This window comes from Faecalibacterium sp. OM04-11BH (genome assembly GCF_003482185.1).
Classification (GTDB): Bacteria; Bacillota; Clostridia; order Oscillospirales; family Ruminococcaceae; genus Faecalibacterium; species Faecalibacterium tardum.
The window spans coordinates 85,124-108,077 of sequence record NZ_QULS01000010.1 but is presented as its reverse complement, the minus strand read 5'-3'; the positions used below and the strand labels follow the sequence as shown (position 1 = coordinate 108,077).

20 protein-coding genes are annotated in these 22,954 nt (G+C 60.0%); 15 read left to right on the top strand and 5 right to left on the bottom strand.

Features of this window, described 5'->3' with window-relative positions; genetic code table 11:
* Positions 1–135: 135 nt before the first annotated feature.
* A complete protein-coding gene (locus DXB44_RS10005; protein WP_118658628.1) occupies positions 136–1,260 on the top strand; it encodes a stage II sporulation protein P in 1,125 nt (374 codons plus the stop codon).
* 179 nt (positions 1,261–1,439) lie between these two features.
* Here the strand turns inward: DXB44_RS10005 and DXB44_RS10000 are convergent, their stop codons facing one another.
* Entirely contained in the window at positions 1,440–1,973 is a 534-nt protein-coding gene (locus tag DXB44_RS10000; RefSeq protein ID WP_242852982.1) for a hypothetical protein, read from the bottom strand.
* Between the two features lie 453 nt (positions 1,974–2,426).
* Here DXB44_RS10000 and asnS point away from each other — a divergent pair, with 453 nt between their 5' ends.
* The 8 genes from asnS (at position 2,427) to DXB44_RS09955 (ending at position 9,643) form a co-directional block, all read left to right on the top strand.
* On the top strand, positions 2,427–3,815 hold the full coding sequence (gene asnS, locus DXB44_RS09995) for an asparagine--tRNA ligase (RefSeq protein WP_005925302.1): 1,389 nt from the start codon (positions 2,427–2,429) through the stop codon (positions 3,813–3,815).
* Positions 3,816–4,540: 725 nt separating this feature from the next.
* Positions 4,541–5,584, top strand: a complete 1,044-nt coding sequence (gene mutY / locus DXB44_RS09985) for an A/G-specific adenine glycosylase (protein ID WP_118658627.1) — start codon at positions 4,541–4,543, stop codon at positions 5,582–5,584.
* 241 nt (positions 5,585–5,825) lie between these two features.
* Entirely contained in the window at positions 5,826–6,014 is a 189-nt protein-coding gene (locus tag DXB44_RS09980) for a hypothetical protein (protein WP_055186669.1), read from the top strand.
* A 112-nt stretch (positions 6,015–6,126) separates the two neighbouring features.
* A complete protein-coding gene (locus tag DXB44_RS09975) occupies positions 6,127–7,431 on the top strand; it encodes a M23 family metallopeptidase (RefSeq protein WP_118658626.1) in 1,305 nt (434 codons plus the stop codon).
* A 25-nt stretch (positions 7,432–7,456) separates the two neighbouring features.
* A complete protein-coding gene (locus tag DXB44_RS09970; protein WP_118658625.1) occupies positions 7,457–8,113 on the top strand; it encodes a hypothetical protein in 657 nt (218 codons plus the stop codon).
* A complete protein-coding gene (locus DXB44_RS09965) occupies positions 8,104–8,376 on the top strand; it encodes a hypothetical protein (protein WP_118658624.1) in 273 nt (90 codons plus the stop codon). Before DXB44_RS09970 ends, DXB44_RS09965 begins: the two co-directional genes overlap by 10 nt.
* Positions 8,377–8,462: 86 nt before the next feature.
* A complete protein-coding gene (locus tag DXB44_RS09960; RefSeq protein ID WP_243111115.1) occupies positions 8,463–9,155 on the top strand; it encodes a zf-HC2 domain-containing protein in 693 nt (230 codons plus the stop codon).
* A 2-nt stretch (positions 9,156–9,157) separates the two neighbouring features.
* A complete protein-coding gene (locus DXB44_RS09955) occupies positions 9,158–9,643 on the top strand; it encodes an RNA polymerase sigma factor (protein ID WP_118658622.1) in 486 nt (161 codons plus the stop codon).
* Positions 9,644–10,009: 366 nt separating this feature from the next.
* Here the strand turns inward: DXB44_RS09955 and ptsP are convergent, their stop codons facing one another.
* The 4 genes from ptsP to DXB44_RS09930 form a co-directional block, all read right to left on the bottom strand.
* Positions 10,010–11,653 (bottom strand): phosphoenolpyruvate--protein phosphotransferase, encoded by a 1,644-nt coding sequence (gene ptsP / locus DXB44_RS09950; protein ID WP_118658621.1) that lies wholly within the window; start codon positions 11,651–11,653, stop codon positions 10,010–10,012.
* Between the two features lie 102 nt (positions 11,654–11,755).
* The gene (locus tag DXB44_RS09945; protein ID WP_005925323.1) at positions 11,756–12,019 is read right to left on the bottom strand and encodes an HPr family phosphocarrier protein; all 264 of its coding nucleotides are present in this window, start codon (positions 12,017–12,019) and stop codon (positions 11,756–11,758) included.
* Between the two features lie 282 nt (positions 12,020–12,301).
* Complete coding sequence (locus DXB44_RS09940; RefSeq protein ID WP_118658620.1) at positions 12,302–12,955, bottom strand: DUF4830 domain-containing protein; 654 nt, start codon at positions 12,953–12,955, stop codon at positions 12,302–12,304.
* A 762-nt stretch (positions 12,956–13,717) separates the two neighbouring features.
* Complete coding sequence (locus DXB44_RS09930) at positions 13,718–15,139, bottom strand: GH25 family lysozyme (protein WP_118658618.1); 1,422 nt, start codon at positions 15,137–15,139, stop codon at positions 13,718–13,720.
* A 391-nt stretch (positions 15,140–15,530) separates the two neighbouring features.
* On the opposite strand from DXB44_RS09930, the gene DXB44_RS09925 reads away from it, so the two are divergent.
* From DXB44_RS09925 to argB, 6 genes are all read left to right on the top strand, one after another.
* Positions 15,531–16,589, top strand: coding sequence for a PTS sugar transporter subunit IIC (locus DXB44_RS09925; RefSeq protein ID WP_118658617.1), 1,059 nt, complete (start codon positions 15,531–15,533; stop codon positions 16,587–16,589).
* A gap of 307 nt (positions 16,590–16,896) precedes the next feature.
* Positions 16,897–18,129: an argininosuccinate synthase gene (locus DXB44_RS09920; RefSeq protein ID WP_117553996.1), complete on the top strand. Its 1,233-nt coding sequence runs from the start codon at positions 16,897–16,899 to the stop codon at positions 18,127–18,129.
* 134 nt (positions 18,130–18,263) lie between these two features.
* Positions 18,264–19,664 carry an argininosuccinate lyase gene (gene argH, locus DXB44_RS09915; RefSeq protein ID WP_055186679.1) on the top strand — a complete coding sequence of 467 codons (1,401 nt, stop codon included), beginning with the start codon at positions 18,264–18,266 and terminating at the stop codon, positions 19,662–19,664.
* Positions 19,661–20,602 (top strand): N-acetyl-gamma-glutamyl-phosphate reductase, encoded by a 942-nt coding sequence (gene argC / locus DXB44_RS09910; protein WP_118658616.1) that lies wholly within the window; start codon positions 19,661–19,663, stop codon positions 20,600–20,602. The genes argH and argC overlap by 4 nt, the downstream gene beginning before the upstream one ends.
* Positions 20,603–20,635: 33 nt before the next feature.
* A complete protein-coding gene (gene argJ / locus DXB44_RS09905) occupies positions 20,636–21,865 on the top strand; it encodes a bifunctional glutamate N-acetyltransferase/amino-acid acetyltransferase ArgJ (protein WP_118658615.1) in 1,230 nt (409 codons plus the stop codon).
* A gap of 223 nt (positions 21,866–22,088) precedes the next feature.
* Positions 22,089–22,943, top strand: coding sequence for an acetylglutamate kinase (gene argB, locus DXB44_RS09900; RefSeq protein WP_055186682.1), 855 nt, complete (start codon positions 22,089–22,091; stop codon positions 22,941–22,943).
* Positions 22,944–22,954 lie beyond the last annotated feature (11 nt).

Here is a 22,954-nt window from a genome sequence, read left to right as displayed (position 1 = left end):
GAGGGGGGAGTCGGAACACCCCTCCCTGCCTCTGGCCCAGCGGAGCGTCTTTGCACGCTGAAGGCAGGCAGAAACGTTCCCCGCGGAGCGCGGGGCGTTTAAAATCGTCCCACTGGTCGGAAAGGAGGTCTTGCCATGCGCAGCAGAGAGCCTTGGCGTCTGCCTGCGGGGCAGAGCAGGGCAGTGCCCTTTTTGCAGGCTGCGGTGCTGTTTGCGGCCCTGTGCATCTTTGCCCGCAGCGCTGCGCTGATGCTGGCGGCCTTTCTGGCGGCGCCGGTGCCCGCCGCGCAGACTTTGCTGCATCTGGGGCAGCAGGCGGTGGAGAGCCGGGCGGCGGCAACGTCTGCGGAAAGCGTGCCGGAGGCCGCGTCCGTGCCGCCGGAGCAAGAAACTGCCGCCCCGGTGCAGACCGGAGTGGAGCGGTATTTTGTGGCGCTGCAGCCGGACGAAGCCCGCCCCGCCGATGCAGGTACGGTGACAGAGCAGCAGTTCGGGCAGGGCAGCGGCGAAAAGTACATCCCCTGCGGTGCGGGCAGCATCAAGAATAACACCCGGCAAACGGCGGCAGACATCGCCGCCGAGGCGGCGCAGCCCCTGCCCTTTGCCATCGAAAAGGACAGTGCCGCGCCGCAGGTGCTCATCATGCACACCCACGCCACCGAGGACTACCGCCTTTCTGCCGGGCTGTGGTTTGCCCCCGGGGACGGGGCCCGCAGCACCGACCGCAGCATCAATATGTGCGCGGTGGGGCGGGTGATGGCCGATACCCTCAACGCGGCAGGGATCTGCACCCTGCACGACGAGACCCTGAACGACTACCCCAGCTACACCGGCAGCTATGCCAACAGCCGGGCGGTGGTGCAGCAGTATCTGGCGCAGTACCCCAGCATCAAGGTGGTGCTGGACGTCCACCGCGACGCCATCGAGCGGGAAAACGGCACCCGCTGCGCCCCGGTGTGCAGCATAGACGGGCGGCAGGCGGCGCAGGTGATGATCATCTGCGGGTGCGACAACGGCACCAGCGTGCAGCTGCCCGCATGGCGGCAGAACCTTCGTTTTGCCGCCGCGTGGGAGCGCAGCATGGAGGCAAAATACCCCGGCTTTACCCGCCCGGTGCTGTTCAGCTACCGGTTTTATAATCAGGATCTGACCACCGGCAGTCTGCTGATCGAGATCGGCGGGCACGGCAACAACTTAAATGAGGCCCTGTACGCCGGATATCTGGCAGCACAGGGCCTCGCGGATGCACTATTAAGCTGAGGCAACACCGCACAATTCCCGCCTTACGGCTTAAGCACCACTCCGGCGGCTGCGGCACGGCATCTGCGTTGCCAAAATGCTCGATAATACACAAAGTATTATCTGTGCTTTTGGCTTAGCATCTGCCGCACCTCACTCGCCGTATCGGCACTTAGAATTATGCGGTATTGCCTTGAGGGTCAGCCGCCAAGGCTGGAGATCATGCTGCTCTTGGCAGACTGATAGTAACTCCATGCCTGATCGGCCACGGTCTCGGGCTGGTTATACTCCCGCAGCACGCGGCGCATCTCGCTGACCACCGAGGAGACGGCACTGTCGTAGGTGCTCTCCACCGAAGAGAGATGCTTGTAGGCGATGCTGACCTTATTGGCAAAGGTCCGCTCTTCGGCGGGCAGAGAGTGGTACTCATCCTTTGCGGCAGATATTGCGGAGGACACCGCAGACCGTGCCGAGGATTCCAGCGAGTACAGCTGGCTCAGCAGAGAGGAGATCTTGGCATCGCACTCGGGGTTTGGCGGGTCGTAAACGTGGTCGGGATCATACGATGTGCCGGACTGGGAAGTGCTTCCGTAGGTGGGGAACCAGTCGCCGAACATAAACTCGTTGTACCCGGCAATAAATTCCTCCTTGGTGCAGCCGCTCAGCAGGGCTGCCAGTGCGCAGCTGACCACGGCAAGGGTCAGCAGACGGATGATATGGTGTGTGTGTTTCATGATCTCCTCCAGAATCTGTTTTTGCGGAATACCGCTTTTTTCCATTTTACCAGAGAAAAGGCGTTCTGACAAGCAAAAAAGCGAAAATTTGCCTGATGCCGCACCGTAAGGTTGACAAAATGCCGCCAACGTGCTATTTTAAAACAACAAATGCAAGGAACGGGAAAAGTAGCGCGGGCCGTCCGGCCCAGAGAGTGCGGCACAGCTGAGAGCCGCGCCCGTGCGCCGCGTGAACGAACACCCGGGAGCAGCAAACTGAACACGGTAGTGCGTCTGCCGCTCAGTAGGTGCGCCGCAGGTCCAGCGTTACAGGGACAGCGCTTAAACAAAGAGCGCGTGAGCGACCGGACACTTCCGGTAATTCAGGTGGCACCGCGGACATTACAAGACAGCTTGTTCGCCCTGAACTTTCAGGGCAAAAGCTGTCTTTTTTGTTTATAAAGGAGAACTACTATGGAACGCACCGAGATCCTTTCGCTGTTCAAGAACACCCCGGCAGATGGCACCGAGATCACCGTCTGCGGCTGGGCAAAGAACATCCGCGACTCCAAGAACATCGGCTTCATCGCCCTGTCGGACGGCGGCTGCTTCAAGACTTTGCAGGTCGTGCTGGAAGCCGGTAAGCTGGCAAACTATGATGAAGTCATCCACACCGGTCTGTACAGCAGCCTGCGCATCAAGGGCAAGCTGGTGCTCACCCCGCAGGCAAAGCAGCCCTTTGAGCTGAACGCCGAGAGCGTGGAGATTTTGGGTGACTGCCCCGCCGACGAGTACCCCCTGCAGAAAAAGAAGATGAGCATGGAGTATCTGCGCACCATGCCCACTCTGCGCCCCCGCACCAACACCTTCAACGCCGCTTTCCGCGTGCGCAGCGTGGCAGCCTACGCCATCCACAAGTTCTTTCAGGAGAACGGCTTTGTCTACGCCCACTCTCCGCTGATCACCGCCTCCGACTGCGAGGGTGCAGGCGAGATGTTCCGCGTGACCACACTGGATCTGGACAATGTGCCCAAGACCGAGGACGGCGCTGTGGATTACAGCAAGGACTTCTTTGAAAAGCCGGTCAACCTGACCGTTTCCGGCCAGCTGGAAGCCGAGGCCATGGCCATGGCCTTTGGCAAGGTGTACACCTTTGGCCCCACCTTCCGCGCCGAGAAGAGCTTTACCACCCGCCACGCCGCGGAGTTCTGGATGATCGAGCCGGAGATGGCCTTCTGCGACCTGAACGGCTACATGGACAACGCCGAGGCCATGATCAAGTACGTCATCCGCTATGTGCTGGACAACTGCCCGGACGAGATGGCCTTCTTTAACCAGTTCATCGACAAGGGTCTTGTCGAGCGTCTGGAGCTGGTGGCAAACAGCGAGTTCGCCCGCATCAGCTACACCGAGGCCATCGAAATTCTGAAAAAGAACAACAAGAAGTTCCAGTACCCCGTGGAGTGGGGCGTGGATATCCAGACCGAGCACGAGCGCTACCTGACCGAGGTGGTGTACAAAAAACCGGTCTTTGTCACCGACTACCCCAAGGAGATCAAGAGCTTCTACATGAAGCAGAACGCCGACGGCAAGACCGTGGCCGCAGCAGATATGCTGGTGCCCGGCATCGGCGAGCTGATCGGCGGCAGCCAGCGTGAAGAGGACTATGGCAAGCTGGTGGCACGCATGGACGAGCTGGGCATGGACAAGACCAACTACGAGTGGTACCTGAACCTGCGTAAGTTTGGCGGCGTGGAGCACGCAGGTTACGGCTTGGGCTTTGAGCGCATGATCATGTACCTCACCGGCATCCAGAACATCCGTGACGTGCTGCCCTTCCCCCGCACCGCATACGGCTTCTGAGAAGCGCGCATACTGTAATCAAAGAAAGCCGCCGCCTCTGCGGCGGCTTTTTTGGTTAAACGGAGAGCTTCTGCTTGCCGGGGATGGTCTCTTTTGACACCAAAAGAGAACCGGAAAAGTGCATTGCGCTCCGCGGGGTGACTTTCTGCTTGTTTTCAGCGTGCAAAGACGCTCCGCTGGGCCAGAGGCAGGGAGGGGTGTTCCGATTCCCCCCTCCCTACCTCTGGACTCCACCCACCCCGCAACGGGGCAAGGGCTGCACGCCCTTGACAAACCTAAAGAAGAAGTCGAAGCACAAAAAAGCTAGCGCTGCGCCAGTCGGCGCTAGCGCTTTAACGCTTTTTTCGCTTCTCCATTTATAGCCCCTCAGTCGCTGCGCGACAGCTCCCCCGAGGGGGAGCGGGCACGCCTGTAAACTTTGCGATTCAGCTCAAAAGGTTGTTGTCGCTGAAGCCTTCCCCCGGTCGGGGGAAGGTGGCGCGTAGCGCCGGATGAGGGCGCAGATCGGCAGCACTTTTCCGCAGCGCCGAGCTTTCGCAGAAAGCGGCGCTGCAAATGCCGGTTTCCTCTACGTCCCCTTCTGTGAAAATGGAGCAACGGAACGCCCGCAGGCGTTCCGTTGCTCCGAAATTAAAAATAATCCTTCCGCTGAATATTGCTAGAGCAAAGCGGAGGCAATTCTGAATCGTAAAACGCCTATCTTTTCAACAAGGAGCACAAAACAAGTGGAAAACATTTCGCCTGTCCTGCTGGACTGGTTTTACAAGAACCGCCGCAGCCTGCCCTTCCGGGAGGACCCCACCCCCTACCATGTGTGGCTCAGCGAGGTGATGCTGCAGCAGACCCGGGTGTCGGCGGTGCTGCCGTATTACTACCGCTTTCTGGAAGCGCTGCCGGATATCCCCGCGCTTGCCGCCTGCGAGGAGGAAAGGCTGCATAAACTGTGGGAAGGGCTGGGCTATTACAGCCGGGTGCGCAACCTGCAAAAGGCCGCAAAGCTCGTCTGTGCGCAGTACGGCGGGCAGCTGCCCGCCGACTATGCCGCCCTGCGTGCACTGCCCGGCATCGGGGAGTACACCGCCGGAGCCATCGCGTCCATCAGCTTCGGACTTCCCGTGCCCGCCGTGGACGGCAATGTGCTGCGGGTGTTTTCCCGCCTGTATAATGACCCGGGTGTGATTACAGAACCGGCGGTAAAAAAGGCCTTTACCGCCCGGGTCATGGAGCATCAGCCGCCGGAAAAGGCCGGGGACTACAATCAGGCACTGATGGAGCTGGGTGCGCTGGTCTGTGTGCCCAACGGCGCGCCCCTGTGCGGGCAGTGCCCGCTGGCGGAAAACTGCCTTGCCCGGGCGGCGGGCACCACCGCCCAGCTGCCCCAGAAGGCAAAGCCGAAGCCCCGCAAGATTGTGCCGGTAACGCTGGCACTGGTGGAAAGCCCGGCGGGCTTTCTGGTGCAGCAGCGGCCGCAAAAAGGGCTGCTGGCCGGGCTGTGGCAGCCGGTATTGTGGGAGGACGAGCATCTTTTGCAGGCCGAGGTGCTGGCGCGGCTGGCGGCACTGGGGCTGGACACCGGCACGGCAGCTCCCGCCGCCCTGCCCGCCGCAAAGCATATCTTTACCCACATCGAGTGGCTCATGTCCGGCGTGCAGCTGCACGTTCCGGCGCAGAGTGCCCCGGCGGGCTATGTCTGGGCAAACCGGGAGCAGCTGCGCACCACCTACACCCTGCCCGGGGCGTTCCGGGCGTATAAGCCGCTGCTGCTGTGATTTTGGCAATTTGCTGTAATGAACAGCGCCAAAACCGGCACACTGCCCAAACTGCGCCCCGCAGCACCTTCGGGGCGTGAAAATTGGGGTGCAACGGTTGTAATTTTGGGCGGGAACGGGTATAATAAAAGCTACAAGGCGGCGCTGATCGCCGCTTGAATCAAGATCCTTTTGCGGGTCGCCCGCTGGAAAAATCAAGCTGAAACAATGTTTCAACTGCAAAAAGGAGTGTACTGAATCTATGAAAAAATCTTGCTTGGTCGCTGTGATCGCTGTTCTGGCTGCTGTGGCTGGTGCGCTGGCTGCTGTGGCTCTTTACCTGAACCGCCGCGAGAAGGAGCTGGACGAGTACGAGCGCCTGCTGTTTGGCGAGGATGACGCAGAAACCGTAGAGCCGGAGGAAGCCGCTGCTGAGGACGAGGCAGAATAATCCCCCAAAATACCGGAAACTGCCGGGAAGATAAGCGCATCGGGGCGCACGGAGCAGTCTGTCTGAACGGACTTGCCCCGGTGCGCCCTTTTTGTACATAAGGAGAAGGAACATGAAGCGTTTTTTGCTTTGGCTCATCAGTGTGGCGCTGGGTGTGGTGGTGCTGCTGGCGGCTGTGATGGGTGTAAGCTATGCCTTTACCACCGAGGGCGGCTGCCCGGACAGTGTGGCGCAGTTCGGCGGGCAGGCGCTGGAGCCGAACGGCTCCTGCTGGCAGGTGCCGCTGCTGGGCGGGCAGCTGGATAAGGTCTTTGCCAGCCCCTCTACCCTGACCGTGCAGAAGCTGGGTGTGCTGTACACCGCCCACCCGGAGCTGACGTTGCCGGACTGGACGGGCTATACCGCCCTGACCATCCAGAATGCGGCGGGGGATGTGCTGTTTGCGGGCAGTGCGGGGGAGTACCAGAACTTCCTCTTCCCCGCGAACGGCGAGTATAAGGCGGAGCTGACCGCATGGCGTGTGCCCAAAGGCGGGGTCATCACCCAGTTTGAGGGCGGCAGCACCGGGCAGCTGCGCAAAAACTTAGGTCTGGAGCGCCCGGCCAAGCCCACCGGCTGGTACCGGTACAGCTTCCGGTTCACCTTGCAGGCCAGTGCGGAGGTGGAGCTTTCCGCCGAGCGGGTGGAGCAGGGCGGCACGGTGGGCGTGCGCATCTCCGGTATGACCGGAGACGCCGTGCCCACCATCGAGACCGACCTTGGCAGCGTGCAGTGCGTGCGCGCCGCCGAGGGCTGGCGCGCCTATATCCCGGCAGCCTATAACGCCTCCTCCGGTGGGCATGAGGTGAACATCACGGTGAACGGCGAGACCATCACCCGCACCCTGACCGTGCTGCCGAAGGACTTTGGCACGGTGGAGGTGGAGGCCGAGGAGCCCGCCCCGGAGAGTGCCAATGCGCAGTTCCGCAGCGCCATCTGGCCGCTGTACGAGGCTGCCGTCACCGCCAAGCAGTGGCAGGGCGGCTTTGTGCCCCCGACTGAGGACTCCATGACCTTGGTGGACTACGGGCAAATTAAAGTAACGAACGGTCAGCAGGGCAGCCGCTCCAACTCCACAAAGCTGTACACTATCCCGGGCGCGCCCTGCCGCGCAGCGGCCAACGGCACGGTGGTGTTTGCGGGCAATCTGGAACTTACCGGCAACACGGTGGTCATCGACCACGGCTGTGGGCTGCGCAGCTACCTGTACGGCTTGCAGGAGCTTTCGGTCAGCAGGGGACAGACCGTGGAAAAGGGGCAGGCTGTGGGCGCACTGGGCGAGGAGCTGACCATGGACTTCAAGCTGGGCAGCAAGAGCGTGAACCCGCGCCTGCTGTTCCAGACCTCCGGCGGTCTGTTCTGGAAGGAAAACGACTGAGCCGTAAGATGCAGGAGGAACGACATTGAAAAAGAGGATCATTGCATGGGCGGTGCTGCTCTCGGTATGCGCAGCAGCCCTTGGGCTGTGGTGCAGCGCCGCCGCCGGCAAAACTGCCCGCACCCTGCCCTGTGAGGACGAGGGACTTATCCTTTCCATCACCACCTTTGACGGCAAAAGCGAATCCAAACCCTTTCTCAAGTGCTTCAGGCATACATGGATCGGGCTGGACAACCGCACCGGGCACACGGTCTACCTGAAAGACCGCGCCATCCCGGACGGCGAGATGGTCACCTTCTCGGTCTGGGCGGTGTCGGGGCTCTCGGGGCTGCTGTTCGATCTGGAACCGTGCTATATCGCCAATTACGGACGCTACTCCGGCAGGTTGTCCCTGAGCACCAATATCGGGGAAGAGCAGCTGAAGGTCATCGAGAACTACATGGAACAGCACGATAAATGGACAGTGAACAAAAATTGCAGCTACTGGTCAATCCATCTGTGGAACGCGGTGGTGGGCGAGGATGCTGCCCTGAAGATCCGGGGCTTTGTCTGCACGCCCGAAAAAATTGAACAGGCTTTCAGCGCCTTTGACTGCGTGGAGGTGGACAAGGACTTCTCCCGCGCAGGCGGCATCTACTGCTACAAGGACGGAGAGAGAACGGAGCTGCAATTATGTTCATAAGATTCATCACAAGCAGGCTGCTGCGGGTCATCGTGTGCGCAGCGGCGGGGCTGTACGGCCTGTACAACGCCATCTCCTGCTTTGTCACCCTGTACAAAGCAGGGCATCAGCCCTACCTGATGGCCGGCGCGGTGCGGTTCGATTTTCAGGGCTATTACATGATGGCCGCCATGCACGTTGGCATCTGCCTGCTTTTGGGGGTGCTGGTATGGCTCTTCCTCAAAGGAACGAAAAAACTGCGGGAAAAGACCGCAGTCCGGTAAATTTGCGGTTTTTCTGTAACGTTTTTCCTCTTTGTGCGTTATTGGGGTGAAAGGGCGCACGAAAGCCCGCAAAGGAGGAAATGACCATGAAACTGGAATGTGACGTGATCCGCGACTTACTGCCCCTGTACGCCGAAAAGCTTGCCAGCCCCGCCAGCAGTGCGCTGGTGGAGCAGCACCTTGCAGAGTGCCCCGCCTGCCGTGCGGAGCTGGAACAGATGGAAAAACCGGTGCCGGTGCAGCCGGAGCCCCAGCCGGATGCACCGCTGCGGAGCATCCGAAAGACCATGCAGAAAAAGAGCATCCGCATAGCGGCGGCAGCGGTACTGGCTGTGCTGTGCGCTTTTGGGCTGGTGTTCTGGATGGGCGGCGCAAAAACGCCGGTGACGGCAGAACAGGCGAAAATCTGGACTTACAACAAAAAGGAAAATGAGGCCAACCTCTGTGTGCTGGAAGTGCAGGGCGAAAATGTCTGGCTGGAACTGGAAGGCTCTTTTAACTGGGGCAAACCATCCGTTACCGTCCGGGCGGTGCGCTATACCTTCCCGCACATCCATGCTGCGCTGGAAGGGCTGCTGGGCACATCGGCTTCCGATACCAGCATCACAGTCTCCGGCACACAGCTGCTGACGGTGCAATGCGCCGACGAGACCCGCTATTACAGGGACGGTCAGCAGGTGGAGCGGTTCATCCTGAAAAAAGAGGATGGGACACAGACCTATGTTTACGAATCCGAGGATGTGGTCACACAGGAACAAGGCGTGTTTGAGAAGGGCTGACTATGGACATTGAAACCATCTATCGGCTCTACTTCCGGGACGTCTGCCTGTTTTTGCAGGGGCTTACCCGCAGCGAGACGCTGGCCGAGGAGCTGACGCAGGAGACCTTTTTCCGGGCGCTGGACGGCCTGAAAAACTATGACGGCAAGCAGGATGTGCGGGCGTGGCTGTTTACGGTGGCGCGCAATGCCTACTACGACCACTGCCGCCGCGCAAAGCACGCCGCCCCGCTGGAAGATGCCGAAACAAAAGCCGCCGACGGCCCGGATATCGCGCAGCTTTTGGTGGACAAGGATGCTGCCTTTACGGTGCACCAGTGTCTGCACGCGCTGGAAGAACCCTACAAGGAGGTTTTCAGCCTGCGGGTGTTTGGCGAACTGCCCTTTGACCGCATCGGGGCAATTTTTGGCCATAATGCTGCATGGGCGCGGGTGACCTATTACCGCGCCAAGACCCGCATCCAGACCATGCTGGAACAGCGGAAATGATTGGGAATGCCCTCCGCTGCTTCCGGGTTGCGGCACCCAGCATCCGCTTCGTGCCTTGGGCGGCACTTGCGTCTTGCTGGCCGCTGCCCCAACAACTCCTCCCTGTTTCCGCCACTGGCGGCGGTCGTCGTCGTTGCTGGGCATAAGCTAAGGAAAAATTATTTATAATTTCGGAAACCCGGAGCGTCTGCGGACGCTCCGGGTTTCCATTTTCACGGGTGGGGTTTACCCCCGCAGCGCCGCGCTTTCGCAGAAAGCGGCGCTGCAATGCCGCTTACCGTTACGACTCCACCCGTGAAAAAAGTGGCTCAGAAACGCCCGCAGGCGTTTCTGAGCCACAAATTATAATAATATTTTTTTCGCGGTTCAGGCCTTCTCAGAGGGCTTGCTCAGGTCTACGCTGCGGATGATCTTGCGCACCGGCAGGATGCTCTTGGCGTTCATGGACAGCTCGTCCACGCCCATACGCAGGAAGGTCTCGGTCAGGGCGGTGTCGGCACCCAGCTCGCCGCAGATGCCTACCCAGATGCCGTGGCGGTGACCGGCTTCAATGGTCATCTTGATGGCGCGCAGCACGGCGGGGTGATGGGGGTTGAAGAAGGGCTCCAGCTTTGCGTTCTGGCGGTCCAGCGCGCAGGTGTACTGGGTCAGGTCGTTGGTGCCGATGGAGAAGAAGTCGCACTCGGCGGCCAGCTCGTCCGCGATGAGCACGGCGGCGGGGGTCTCGATCATGGTGCCTACTTCAATGTTCTGCCCCATCTTGACGCCCTCGGCGGCCAGCTCGGCGCGGCACTCTTCCAGAACAGCCTTTGCGTCCTGCAGCTCCCGCAGGCTGGTGATCATGGGGAACATGATGCTCATGTTGCCATAGGCGGAAGCCCGCAGCAGCGCGCGCAGCTGGGTCTTGAAGAAGTCCTTGCGGGTCAGGCAGATGCGGATGGCGCGGTAGCCCAGTGCGGGGTTGTCCTCGTGATCCAGCTTCATATAATCCACGGTCTTGTCTGCGCCGATATCACAGGTGCGCACCACCACCTTGCGGGGTGCAAGGCTTTCCACCACCTGCTTGTAAGCCTCGAACTGGTAGTCCTCGGTGGGGAAGTCCTTGCAGTTCAGGTAAACGAACTCGGTGCGGAACAGACCCACGCCGCCGGCGTCGTTCTGCTGCACAGCACCCACGTCGCCCATGCCGCCGATGTTGGCGAACACGTCGATGGTCTTGCCGTCCAGCGTGGTGTTGGGCTTGCCCTTCAGCTCCTGTAAGAGAGCCTGCTTTTTCTGGTCCTCCTGCTGGCGCTTTTTCAGGCTCTTGAGCAGGTCGGGGGTGGGGTCTACATACACACAGGCGTTGTAGCCGTCCACCACAGCCATCTTGCCGTCCCAGTCGTCCTGAATGTCCTTGCACTGGATCAGGGCGGGGATGTTCATGCTGCGTGCCAGAATGGCGGTGTGGCTGTTGGAGCTGCCCTCGCGGGTGATAAAGCCAAGCAGCAGGCTTTTATCCATGCGCACGGTCTCGGAGGGAGCCAGATCCTCGGCTACCAGAATGCTGGGCTCGGTGCCCTGCAGGGAAGCGTTGTCCACCCCCTGCAAAATGTCCAGCATGGCCTGCGCAATGTCCAGCACATCGGCGCTGCGGGCCTGCAGATACGGGTCGTCCATGGCAGAGAACACCGCAGCCTGATTGTTGCCGGCGGTCTTAACGGCGTACTCGGCGCACATCTTCTGCCCGTTGATGATCTCCTTGATGGCGTCCACAAAGTCGTCGTCATCCAGCATCATGGCGTGGATGTTGAACACCTCGGCAATGTCCTCGCCGGCTTCTGCCAGTGCCTTTTCGTACAGGGCGGTCTGCTGCTCAATGGCCTTCTGGCGGGCAGCTTCAAAACGCTCCAGCTCTGCGGCGGTATCTGCCACAGGAGCGGTGGAAATAGCGGTATCTTTTTTCTTGTAGATCTTCAGCTTGCCAATGGCGATGCCATTGAGTACGCTTTTGCCGGTGCCTACCTGCATAGCACGTTCTCCTTCCACTTACAGCCGGGCGTGCAGCGCCCGGCGTTTTTTCAAAAAAGCCCCCGCAGTTTTCCCGCGAGGGCTCGGCTTTTAAGCCGCAGCTCAGACGTTCTCGCTCAGGAACTTCTGGATTGCCTCTGCGGCTGCTTCTTCATCATCGCCTTCGACCTTGATGGTCACGGTCTCGCCCTGCTTGACGCCCATGCCCATCAGAGCCATCAGCTTACGCATATCGCAGCTCTTGCCGTCCTTCTCGAGGGTAGCGGTGCTTGCAAAGCCCTTCACGGTCTTGACCAGCAGACCGGCGGGACGGGCATGGATGCCGCAGGCATCCTTAATAGTGTACTGAAATTCCTTCATAATCATTTTCTCCTTACTGGATCCCTCTGCCCGGGCTGCACATTCAGCCCCGGAACATGGCTTTGCCAACGGGGATCGGTATACTATTATTATAAACCCGTACAGGTTTTTTTGCACCGTTTCATATTGCCGATTTTTACAAGAATTTTTTGTTATATTTGAACATACGGATGCGACAAAAATCCGTGTTTTGTCTAATTTTTGTCGAATCGTTTGTAAAAACTAGGCAGTTTGTGCAACTGCCGGACAAGAGCTTAAAAGAGGTCGTTTTTTCCCCAAATGCTGTCCCTATTCCACAGGGTAGCCCTCCGCGTCCAGCGGCAGCTCGGTGTAGGGCGCTGCCTGCGGGGCGGCTTCGGGCGCTGCCTCCGGTTCACCGGAAGTTTGCTGTGCGGTGCTGTCGGTCAGCTGCTCGTCGTGCCGCTCGCCCCAGTCGCCGCTGTAATCCTCGCCGGAGGTCTGTTTTGCCAGCTCGTTCTGGGCGTCCTGCAGTCCCAGCACCGTGCCGGAGGGCTTTTCCAACAGATACGCGCCCACAGCCTTCTTTTTGTACACCAGCAGCACTCCGTAGCGGCTGGTCTCGCCGTTGCTTGCCGCCGGGAGCAGCGCCGACCATTTTTCCACCGTCTTGCCCTTGTAGCGGGCAAGATCCATGCCGCTTTGCTGCACCACCCCGTTGAAAGCGGAAAAGCTGTCGTCCCACTTGCGGGGAATTTTGACCTTATCCGCCGTGATGGACGCGCCGTCCACCTCCAGCCCGTAGCCGGTAAACCATGTCTGGATGTCCTGCGCACTCTCGATACGGTTCACCGGGGCAGCCACCGCCACCGTCCGGGTACTGATGAACCGCCCCAGCATGGCGCTGAACACCACCAGTGCGCAGCACGCCGCCCCTGCTCCCAGCTTTTTCAGGCTCGTCTTGCTCAGTGTTACCACAAACATATCCCCATGCCTCCCCGCCATTTGCGCTTGCATACTCTGCCACCAGCTTATGCACAAAAACAGGGAAGTATGCCCTGTTTTTGCGGCAGGGAGGATGATTTAGAATGTGCTCCGCTGCGCTCTGCACATCATCAGCGGAAGAATTATTTATAATTTCGCAATTCTGGAAAATCTGCGGAGCTTGTCGGGGCAAAGCCCCTCCATCTGCTAACGCAGACCGCTCTGCCGCTTAAAAGCCCCACTGGGGCTTTCATTGCTGCGCAAACGCGGATTTTCCAAAATTGCCTTTTCACGGGAGGGGTTTGGAACGAACTCCCTCAGTCAAAACCTGCGGTTTTGCCAGCTCCCTCTGGGAGGGAGCCTTTGGCATGGCGGCAAGGTTTCCGACTAAAGTGCAAAGTTTGGGGGAGTGTTCGCTCCCCCTTGGGGGAGCTGTCGCGCAGCGACTGAGGGGCTATGAATGGAGAAGCGAAAAAAGCGTTAAAGCGATAGCGCCGACTGGCGCAGCGCTAGCTTTTTTGTGCTTCGACTTCTTCTTTAGGTTTGTCAAGGGCGTGCAGCCCTTGGCCCGATGCGGGGTGGGTGGAGTCCAGAGGTAGGGAGGGGGGAGTCGGAACACCCCTCCCTGCCTCTGGCCTAGCGGAGCGTCCCTGCACGCTTGCGGCAAGCAAAAACTTCCCCTGTGAAGCGGAGCGCATTTAAAATCCTCCCACGGCAAGAAAAAGGCTGCTGCACAGAGCGTGTGCAGCAGCCTTTGGGTTGTTACCCGATGTAGCTGATATTGGCGTCCAGCTCGCCGCTGTAACCGTTGATGCGGGCCTTCTCGGTGCCCTGCCACAGATCGCAGCCGATGGGGCTGGAGGAGACGCCGTAGTGGGCGTTCCAGATGGTGTAGCGGCTGCGCAGGGTGTTGTAATTCACCCGCTTGCGGTACCATGTGGTGGAGGCGTACACGCCGGGCTTGTAGCCCAGCGCCTTCACCCGCTCGCAGAAGGCGATGGCGCACTTGGTACGGTCCTCAGCGCCCAGACCGTCGGCGCGGCCGGTGCCGCCCGGGGCGGTGGAAGCCTCGGTGTCATAGAAGATGGGGTAGTCCAGCATCCGGCCGTTCAGCGCCCAGTTGCAGGCCTCGGCCTCCTCCTGTGCCTCGGCCTCGTTTACGGCCTGCGTAAAGAAATACACGCCCACCTTCAACCCCGCGTTGCGGGCGTTGGTAAAGTGCTCTTCGAACATAGGATCCTTGACTAGGTTTCCCGCAGCGCCGTAGCCCCGGTAGCCGATACGGATGATGACGAAGCTCACGCCGGATTTTTTGATCTTGTTCCAGTCCAGCCCGGACTGATACTTGGACACGTCGATGCCAAAAGTCACATTGTCCTGTTTAACGCCGTTGGCATCGAAATAATACAGCTTGCCGTCAATGGAGCGCAGCCCGGTGACCTTTTTGTTGGTGTTCTGCGCGTAGTAGTAGGTCTTGCCGTTCTCGGTGCGCCAGCCGGAGTAGGCCGGTTCCTCTTCCTTATCCTTGCTGCCGAACAGCCAGTTGAACAGCCAACGGAAAAAGCCGTTTTCATCGGTCAGGTCGATGCACTGCGCTTCGGCATCCTCCAGCGCGCCGGAATCCAGCGCCTGCTGGATCTGCTCCGGGGTCAGCAATACGCTGTCCTCCGGGGTGTGCTGGGCGGCGGTGTCGTTCTGGGCGGTGCCGTCCGCTGCGGGAGCCTGCGGGTCCTGCGCGGCCAACTCCGGGGTCTCTTCCAGCAGCATGGCAGGGGAGTTCTCCTCTTCCAGTGCGGGATCCTCAGCGGGCTGTGCCGGTGCTTCCGGTGTTTCAACAGCTTCTTCCGGTGCAGCCGGTGCAATTTCGGCGGTTTCCGGCTTTTCCGTTTGCGCCGGGGCAGGCTCAGCCTGCTGCGCGGTGCTTTCCGCTGCCTGTTCCGGGGCGGCGGCCGCTGTGCTCTCGGTGACCGGTGCAGGGTCAGCCGCTGCCGGGCTGCTTGCCTGCGGTACCTCGGCGGTGATGTGGGGCACGACCGCGCCCACGGTCAAAGTTTCCGGCTGTGCAGACAGCAGGGTCGCTGCCCCTGCGCCGCCCACAGCCAGAACCAGCGCCATGGTCAGCGCTGCAATGGCTGTCACCGCCTTGCGGCGGGCTGTGCCGGATCGGTCAAATCGCTTTTTCATCTGTCGTCTCTGCCTCCGAATCTCCCGGTGGTGCAGCGCTGCGCTGCACCGGGTCTTTGCCCCTTGCCCGGGGCGGGCCCGCTTTTATTCCACGCCGCCCATGTGCTTATGATAAAAAGGACGGCGGATGATAACTTTACGCTTCCTCTAGTATACACCCGCACGCGGGGAGCAGTCAACGGCACAGCGGGCTTCTACACAAATTCTCCACCGGGGCAGTGTGTCGGAAAATGTTCCAAATGGAATACGTTCCGGCAGGGCAGAACATTGCACAAAGCCGAAATTTCACAATTTTTCCAGCAACCCCTTGCTGTCTTGACAGGTGTATGGTATGATACAGGACATACGTTCGTAACCTCAACGATCTGTTTTGGATAGAAAGGCAAGTTTTATGTCGAAGCTGAAAGATTTTTTGGCGCGGAAGGATATCGTCATCTCTCCGCAGCGTTACCTCATTGACGCACTGGGCGCAATGGCACAGGGTCTGTTTGCCAGTCTGCTCATCGGTACCATCATCAAGACGGTGGGTCAGCAGACCGGTCTTGCACTGCTGGTGGATCTGGGCGGCTATGCTACGGCCATGAGCGGCCCCGCCATGGCCTGCGCCATCGGCTGGGCACTGCACTGCCCGCCGCTGGTGCTGTTCAGCCTGATCACCGTGGGCTACTCGGCCAATGCGCTGGGCGGTGCAGGCGGCCCGCTGGCCGTGCTCATCATTGCCATTGTGGCAGCAGAGCTGGGCAAGGCGGTAAGCAAGGAGACCAAGGTGGACATCCTTGTCACCCCGCTGGTGACCATTTTTGCGGGCGTCGGACTTTCCATGCTCATCGCCGCCCCCATCGGCGCAGCCGCAAGTCAGGTGGGCACCCTTATTATGTGGGCTACCGAGCAGGCTCCGCTGGTCATGGGCATTCTGGTGTCGGTCATCGTGGGCGTGGCACTGACCCTGCCCATCTCCTCTGCCGCCATCTGTGCAGCACTGGGTCTGACCGGCCTTGCCGGCGGCGCTGCCGTGGCGGGCTGCTGCGCCCAGATGGTGGGCTTTGCCGTGATGAGCTATAAGGAGAACGGCGTAGGCGGCCTTGTCAGTCAGGGGCTGGGCACCAGTATGCTGCAGATGGGCAACATCATCAAGAACCCCCGCATCTGGATCGCCCCCACGCTGGCCAGTGCCATCACCGGCCCGCTGGCTACCTGCCTGTTCCACTTTGAGATGAACGGCGCGGCGGTCTCCTCCGGCATGGGCACCTGCGGTCTGGTGGGTCAGATCGGCGTTTACACCGGCTGGGTCAGCGATATTGCCGCCGGTACCAAGGCTGCCATCACCCCCATGGACTGGGCTGCCATGGTGCTGCTGTGCTTTGTGCTGCCTGCCGTGCTCAGCGTAGTGTTCTGCGAGGTGGAGCGCAAGCTGGGCTGGATCAAGGAAGGCGACTTGAAGCTGAATTAAATAGTTATAGTTAAACCACCGGAGCATCTGCGGATGCTCCGGTGGTTTATTTTTCTCTCTCTAACTCCATGAAAAAATACACTCAAATTGCATAAAAAGTGCATATATTTAAAAATATTTGTATAAAGATACAGATTAAACCAAAAGAAAAGCGAAACGGGCGCTATGTTTGGCAGTTTTTAGCATTGACGGAAAACCCGCGCTGCGTATAATAAAAGCATCAACCGCAAACGAAAGACAGAGGATGCGAAGGGAAATGCGCATCAGAGAACAAAAGTGTATTTTTATTAAAAGGAGCGCGTTTATCATGAAAAAGGAAAACATCAAAAAAGTCGTGCTGGCTTACTCCGGCGGTCTGGATACCTCCATCATCATTCCCTGGCTGAAGGAAAACTACAACAACTGCGAGGTCGTTGCTGTTTCCGGTGACGTGGGTCAGGGCACCGAGCTGGACGGTCTGGAAGAAAAGGCCAAGGCTACCGGCGCATCCAAGCTGTATGTGCTGGATCTGAAGAAGGACTTTGTGGAGAACTACATCTTCCCCACCCTGAAGTTCGGCGCGAAGTACGAGGACTACCTGCTGGGCACCAGCTTTGCACGTCCGTGCATCGCCAAGGCACTGGCTGACATCGCCATCAAGGAGGGTGCAGATGCCATCTGCCACGGCTGCACCGGCAAGGGCAACGATCAGGTGCGTTTTGAGCTGACCCTCAAGGCACTGTGCCCGGATATGGCCATCATCGCTCCGTGGCGTGAGTGGGACATCGAGAGCCGTGACGAGGAGATCGACTACGCCGAGGCGCACAACATCCCCCTGAAGATCAACCGTGAGACCAACTACTCCAAGGACAAGAACCTGTGGCATCTGAGCCACGAGGGTCTGGATCTGGAGAACCCCGCCAACGAGCCCCAGTACAATAAGCCCGGCTTTCTGGAGCTGGGTGTCAGCCCCGAGCAGGCACCCGATGTTCCCACCTATGTGACCATCCACTTTGAAAAGGGCATCCCCACTGCCGTGGACGGCAAGGAGATGGGCGCTGTGGAGCTGGTGGAGTACCTGAATAAGCTGGGCGGCGCAAACGGCATCGGTCTGCTGGACATTGTGGAGAACCGTCTGGTGGGCATGAAGAGCCGCGGCGTGTACGAGACCCCCGGCGGCGCCATCCTGTACAAGGCCATCGACGTGCTGGAGACCATTACGCTGGATAAGGAGAGCGCTCACTTCAAGGCACAGCTGGCACAGAAGTACGCCGATATCGTGTACAACGGCCAGTGGTTCACCCCGCTGCGCGAGGCACTGGATGCCTTTGCCGACAGCCTTGAGAAGACTGTGACCGGCGATGTGAAGCTGAAGCTCTACAAGGGCAACATGATCAACGCCGGTGTGACCTCTCCGTTCACCCTGTACGATGAGCAGACCGCTTCCTTCGGCGTCGATAAGGATTACGACCAGTCCGATGCCACCGGCTTCATCAACCTGTTCGGCCTGTCCATCAAGGAGCGCGCAAAGCTGTCCAAGAACTGGCCGGAGGTCAAGTAACCGCAATATTTTCGACTGCGTGTGTTTTCACACTTTCACACGCGGGTTCTCACACCGGCATCGTTGCCGGCGGCACCGCCGCAGGAGCGTTTTCCCCTGCGGCGGCTTTGCCGTTTTTATAAGGAGTTTATATTATGGCAGAACAACTCTGGAAGGGTCGGTTTTCCAAGGCGGTGGACAGCCGCGTCAACGACTTCAACTCCTCTATCCGCTTCGACCAGCGGATGATCGCGCAGGATATGCGCGGCAGCGGCGTCCACGCCGCCATGCTGGCACGGCAGGGCATCATCTCGGAGCAGGACTGCACGGACATCCTCAGCGGTCTGGCTTCCATCGCGGACGACCTGTCCAGCGGTGCGCTGACCATCGACCCCGCCGCTGAGGACGTGCACACCTTTGTGGAGCAGACCCTGACCGCCCGTATCGGGGATGCGGGCAAGCGGCTGCACACCGGCCGCAGCCGCAACGATCAGGTGGCGCTGGATATCCGCCTGACTTTGCGGGATTACAGCAAGACTTTGCAGGCCTACATCGTGGAGCTGGTGCGGGTGCTGTGCAAAAAGGCGGCGGAGAACACCGCCTCCGTCATGCCCGGCTACACCCATTTGCAGCGCGCCCAGCCCATTACCTTCGGCCACGCGCTGATGGCCTACGCCTCCATGCTGCTGCGAGACCTTGACCGTTTTGCGGACGCCACCGCCCGCATGGATAGCCAGTGCCCGCTGGGCTCTGGCGCACTGGCGGGCACCACCTACCCGCTGGACCGGGATTTCACCGCCGAAAAGCTGGGCTTCGCCGCCCCCTGCGCCAACAGTCTGGACGGCGTGTCCGACCGTGATTTCTGCATCGAGCTGGCAAGCGCCATCTCCATCTGCATGATGCACCTGTCCCGCCTTTCGGAGGAGATCATCCTGTGGTGCAGCTGGGAGTTCAAGTTCATTGAGCTGGACGATGCCTTTACCACCGGCTCGTCCATTATGCCCCAGAAGAAGAACCCGGATGTTACCGAGCTGATCCGCGGCAAGACCGGCCGGGTGTACGGCGACCTGAACACCCTGCTGGTCATGATGAAGGGTCTGCCGCTGGCCTACAACAAGGATATGCAGGAGGACAAGGAAGCCATCTTTGATGCAGTGGATACCTTGGAACTCTGCCTCAAGACCATCACTCCCATGCTGGATACCATGAAGACCCTGCCCGCCAATATGCGCCGCGCCGCCGCAAAGGGCTTTATCAACGCCACCGACTGCGCCGACTACCTGACCAAGAAGGGGATGCCTTTCCGGGATGCCTACAAGCTGACCGGCTGCATGGTGTCGGACTGCATTGCCGCCGACAAAACGCTGGAGGAGCTGACCCTGACCCAGTTCCAGAGTTACAGCCCGCTGTTCGGGGCCGATATCTATGATGCCATCGACCTTGTGCACTGCTGCGAGGGACGCACCAGCTACGGCGGCCCCAGCGCCGCCAGCGTAGAAAAGCAGATCGCGCTGGCAACGGCGCGGCTGGACGCATGGGAGGAGGAAAACGCATGAAGGTAAAGGTATTTATTGATGGCTCTTCCGGCACCACCGGCCTGCGCATCGCCGACCGTCTGGCCGAACGGTCGGAGATCGAGCTGCTGTCCATCTCTGCCGAAGGGCGCAAGGACGTGCACGAGCGGGCAAAGGTCATCAATTCTGCCGACCTTGCCTTCCTCTGCCTGCCGGATGCGGCTTCTAAAGAAGTCATGCCCCTGCTGCGCCCGGATGTGAAGGTGCTGGACACCTCCACCGCCTTCCGCACCGATGCCGCATGGGACTACGGCTTCCCGGAGCTGAAGGGACAGAAGGAAAAAATTCAAAACTCTTACCGTGTGGCGGTGCCCGGCTGCTATGCCAGCGGCTTTATCAGCATCGCCCGCCCGCTGGTGGAGCTGGGGCTGGTGCCGCAAAGCTACCCCTTCAGCTGCACCGGCATCTCCGGCTACTCCGGCGGCGGCAAAAAGATGATTGCGGACTACGAAAGCCCCGACCGCCCGGCGCACAGCAAGCTGGATGCGCCCAAGAGCTACGGCCTGAGCCTTGGCCACAAGCACCTGCCGGAGATGCAGAAGATCAGCGGCCTTGCGCACACGCCGATGTTCGTGCCGGTGGTGTGCGACTACTACTGCGGGATGCAGGTGCTGGTGCCGCTGGATCTTACCCTTGCGGGCACTACCGCCGAGGCCGTGGCTGCCGCCCTTGCGGACTACTACAAGGACGCCGCCACCGTCAAGGTGCACAGCCTGAACGAACCGCTGCCGGAAAACGGCCTGTACTCCAATGCCATGGCGGGCACCGACCGCATGGAGCTGTACCTGACCGTGAACGCAGCGGGAGACCAGATGATGCTGGTCTCGTTGTTTGATAATCTGGGCAAAGGCTCCTCCGGTGCCGCCGTCCAGTGCATGAACCTGATGCTGGGTCTGGAAGAGACCAAAGGGTTGGAATAAACTTGTTTTTCTTTGTGGGAAAGGAAAATCGTTATGCAGTATAAGGAAGTTGCGGGCGGCATCTGCGCGCCCAAGGGTTTTGCCGCCGCCGGTGTCCATTGCGGCATCCGGGCAAATCACAGCGAAAAATATGATCTGGCGCTCATCAAGGCCGAGGTGCGCTGCGCTGCTGCGGGCGTGTACACCACCAACAAGGTCTGCGGTGCGCCCATCAAGGTGGACCGCGCCCATCTGGCCGATGGCTATGCACAGGCCATTGTGGTCAACAGCGGCAACGCCAACACCTGCGCCGCCAACGGCGTGGCGCTGGCTGAGGAGTGCTGTGCACTGGTGGGCAAGGCGCTGAACATTGACGAAAAGGACGTTCTGCCCGCCTCTACCGGCGTCATCGGTCAGCCCATGGTCATCGACCCCTTTGCCCGGGGCATCCCGGCGGCAGCGGAAAAGCTGGCTGCCACCGCGCAGGGCAGCACAGACGCTGCCACCGCCATCATGACCACCGACACCCATAAAAAGGAGTACGCCATCCAGTTCGAGCTGGGCGGCAAGGTGTGCACCGTGGGTGCCATCGGCAAGGGCAGCGGCATGATCGCCCCCAACATGGCTACCATGCTGGCGTTCTACACTACTGATGCCGCCGTCTCGCCCGCGCTGCTGGAAAAGGCGCTCAAGACCGTGGTGCCCGGCACCTATAACCAGATGAGCGTGGATCTGGATACCTCCACCAACGATACCCTGATCATTATGGCGTCCGGTCTTGCGGGCAACCCGGAGATTTGCGAGGAGAACGCGGACTACGCCGCTTTTGTGGCAGCGTTGACCGCCATTGCAGAGCACATGTGCGCCGAGCACGCCGGAGACGGCGAGGGTGCCACCCACCTGATTACCTGCGAGGTGACTCATGCGCCCGACCTGAAAATTGCCCGCGCCGTCAGCCGCAGCGTGGTCTGCTCCAACCTGTTCAAGGCGGCGGTCTTTGGCCGCGATGCCAACTGGGGACGCATCCTGTGCGCCATCGGCTATACCCCCGGCGATTTCTCCATTGATAAGGTCTGCGTCTGGCTTTCCAGCAAGGCGGGCGAGGTGTATGTGTGCGAGAACGCAGCCTACCACCCCTACAGCGAGGACGAAGCCGCCAAGGTGCTGGCAGAGCACGATGTTCTGGTCAAGGTGGATATGGGCACCGGCGAGGCAAGCGCCAAGGCATGGGGCTGTGACCTGACCTATGACTATGTGAAGATCAACGGCGATTACAGAACCTGACAACCCTCTCAGGCGCTGCGCGCCAGCTCCCCCGAAGGGGGAGCTTTAGGAACGAACGACAAGCAGCTGAGTTTATTTTATGGAATAAAGTGACCCGTCCGGCAAAAGATCCCCCTGAGAGGACAGACTTCCCCCGCGCCGGGGGAAGATGTCGCGTAAGCGACAAAAAGGGGAATCTGGCAATGCCGCAAGGCATTGACTGAGAGGGTTCAGAGGAAATCTTATGAAAAACGAAGAAATGGCGCGGCTTTTTTCGGAGGCCACCCCTTATATCCAGAAGTACCATGGCAGAACCATGGTCATCAAGTACGGCGGCAACGCCATGATCAACGAGAGCTTGAAAAACGCCGTGATGAACGACCTTGTCACCCTGACGCTGCTGGGTGTGCGGGTGGTGCTGGTGCACGGCGGCGGCCCCGCCATCAATGAGATGCTGAAAAAGGTGGGCGTAGAGAGCCACTTTGCAAACGGTCTGCGGGTGACGGACGATGCCACCATGGAGATCGTGCAGCAGGTGCTGGCAGGTAAGGTGAACAAGGACCTTGTGGCAAAGCTGCGCGGGCGCGGCGTGGGTCTGTGCGGCATGGACGGACAGATGCTCCGCTGCACCGAGCTGGACCCGCAGCTGGGTCATGTGGGCGAGATCGTCCATGTGGACGCCACCCTGATCGAAAGCCTGCTGGACGGCGGCTTTATCCCGGTCATCGCCACCGTGGGCATGGACGACCTTGGGCAGGCGTACAACGTCAACGCCGACACTGCCGCTGCCCAGATCGCCATTGCCCTCAAGGCCGAAAAGCTGGTGTCCATGACCGATATCGCGGGTCTGCTGCGGGATAAGGAGGACGAGACCACCCTCATCCCCGAGGTGGAGGTGACCGAGATCGAGGGCTACAAGTCCGCCGGTATCATTGCGGGCGGCATGATCCCCAAGATCGGCGGCATGGCGGATGCCATCTATCAGGGTGTGCACGAGGCGGTCATCATTGATGGCCGCGTGCCGCACTCCATCCTGCTGGAGCTGTTCTCCGACCGCGGCTCCGGTACCCGCTTCTACCGCCGCAGCCACCGCGAATAAAAAGATTGCGC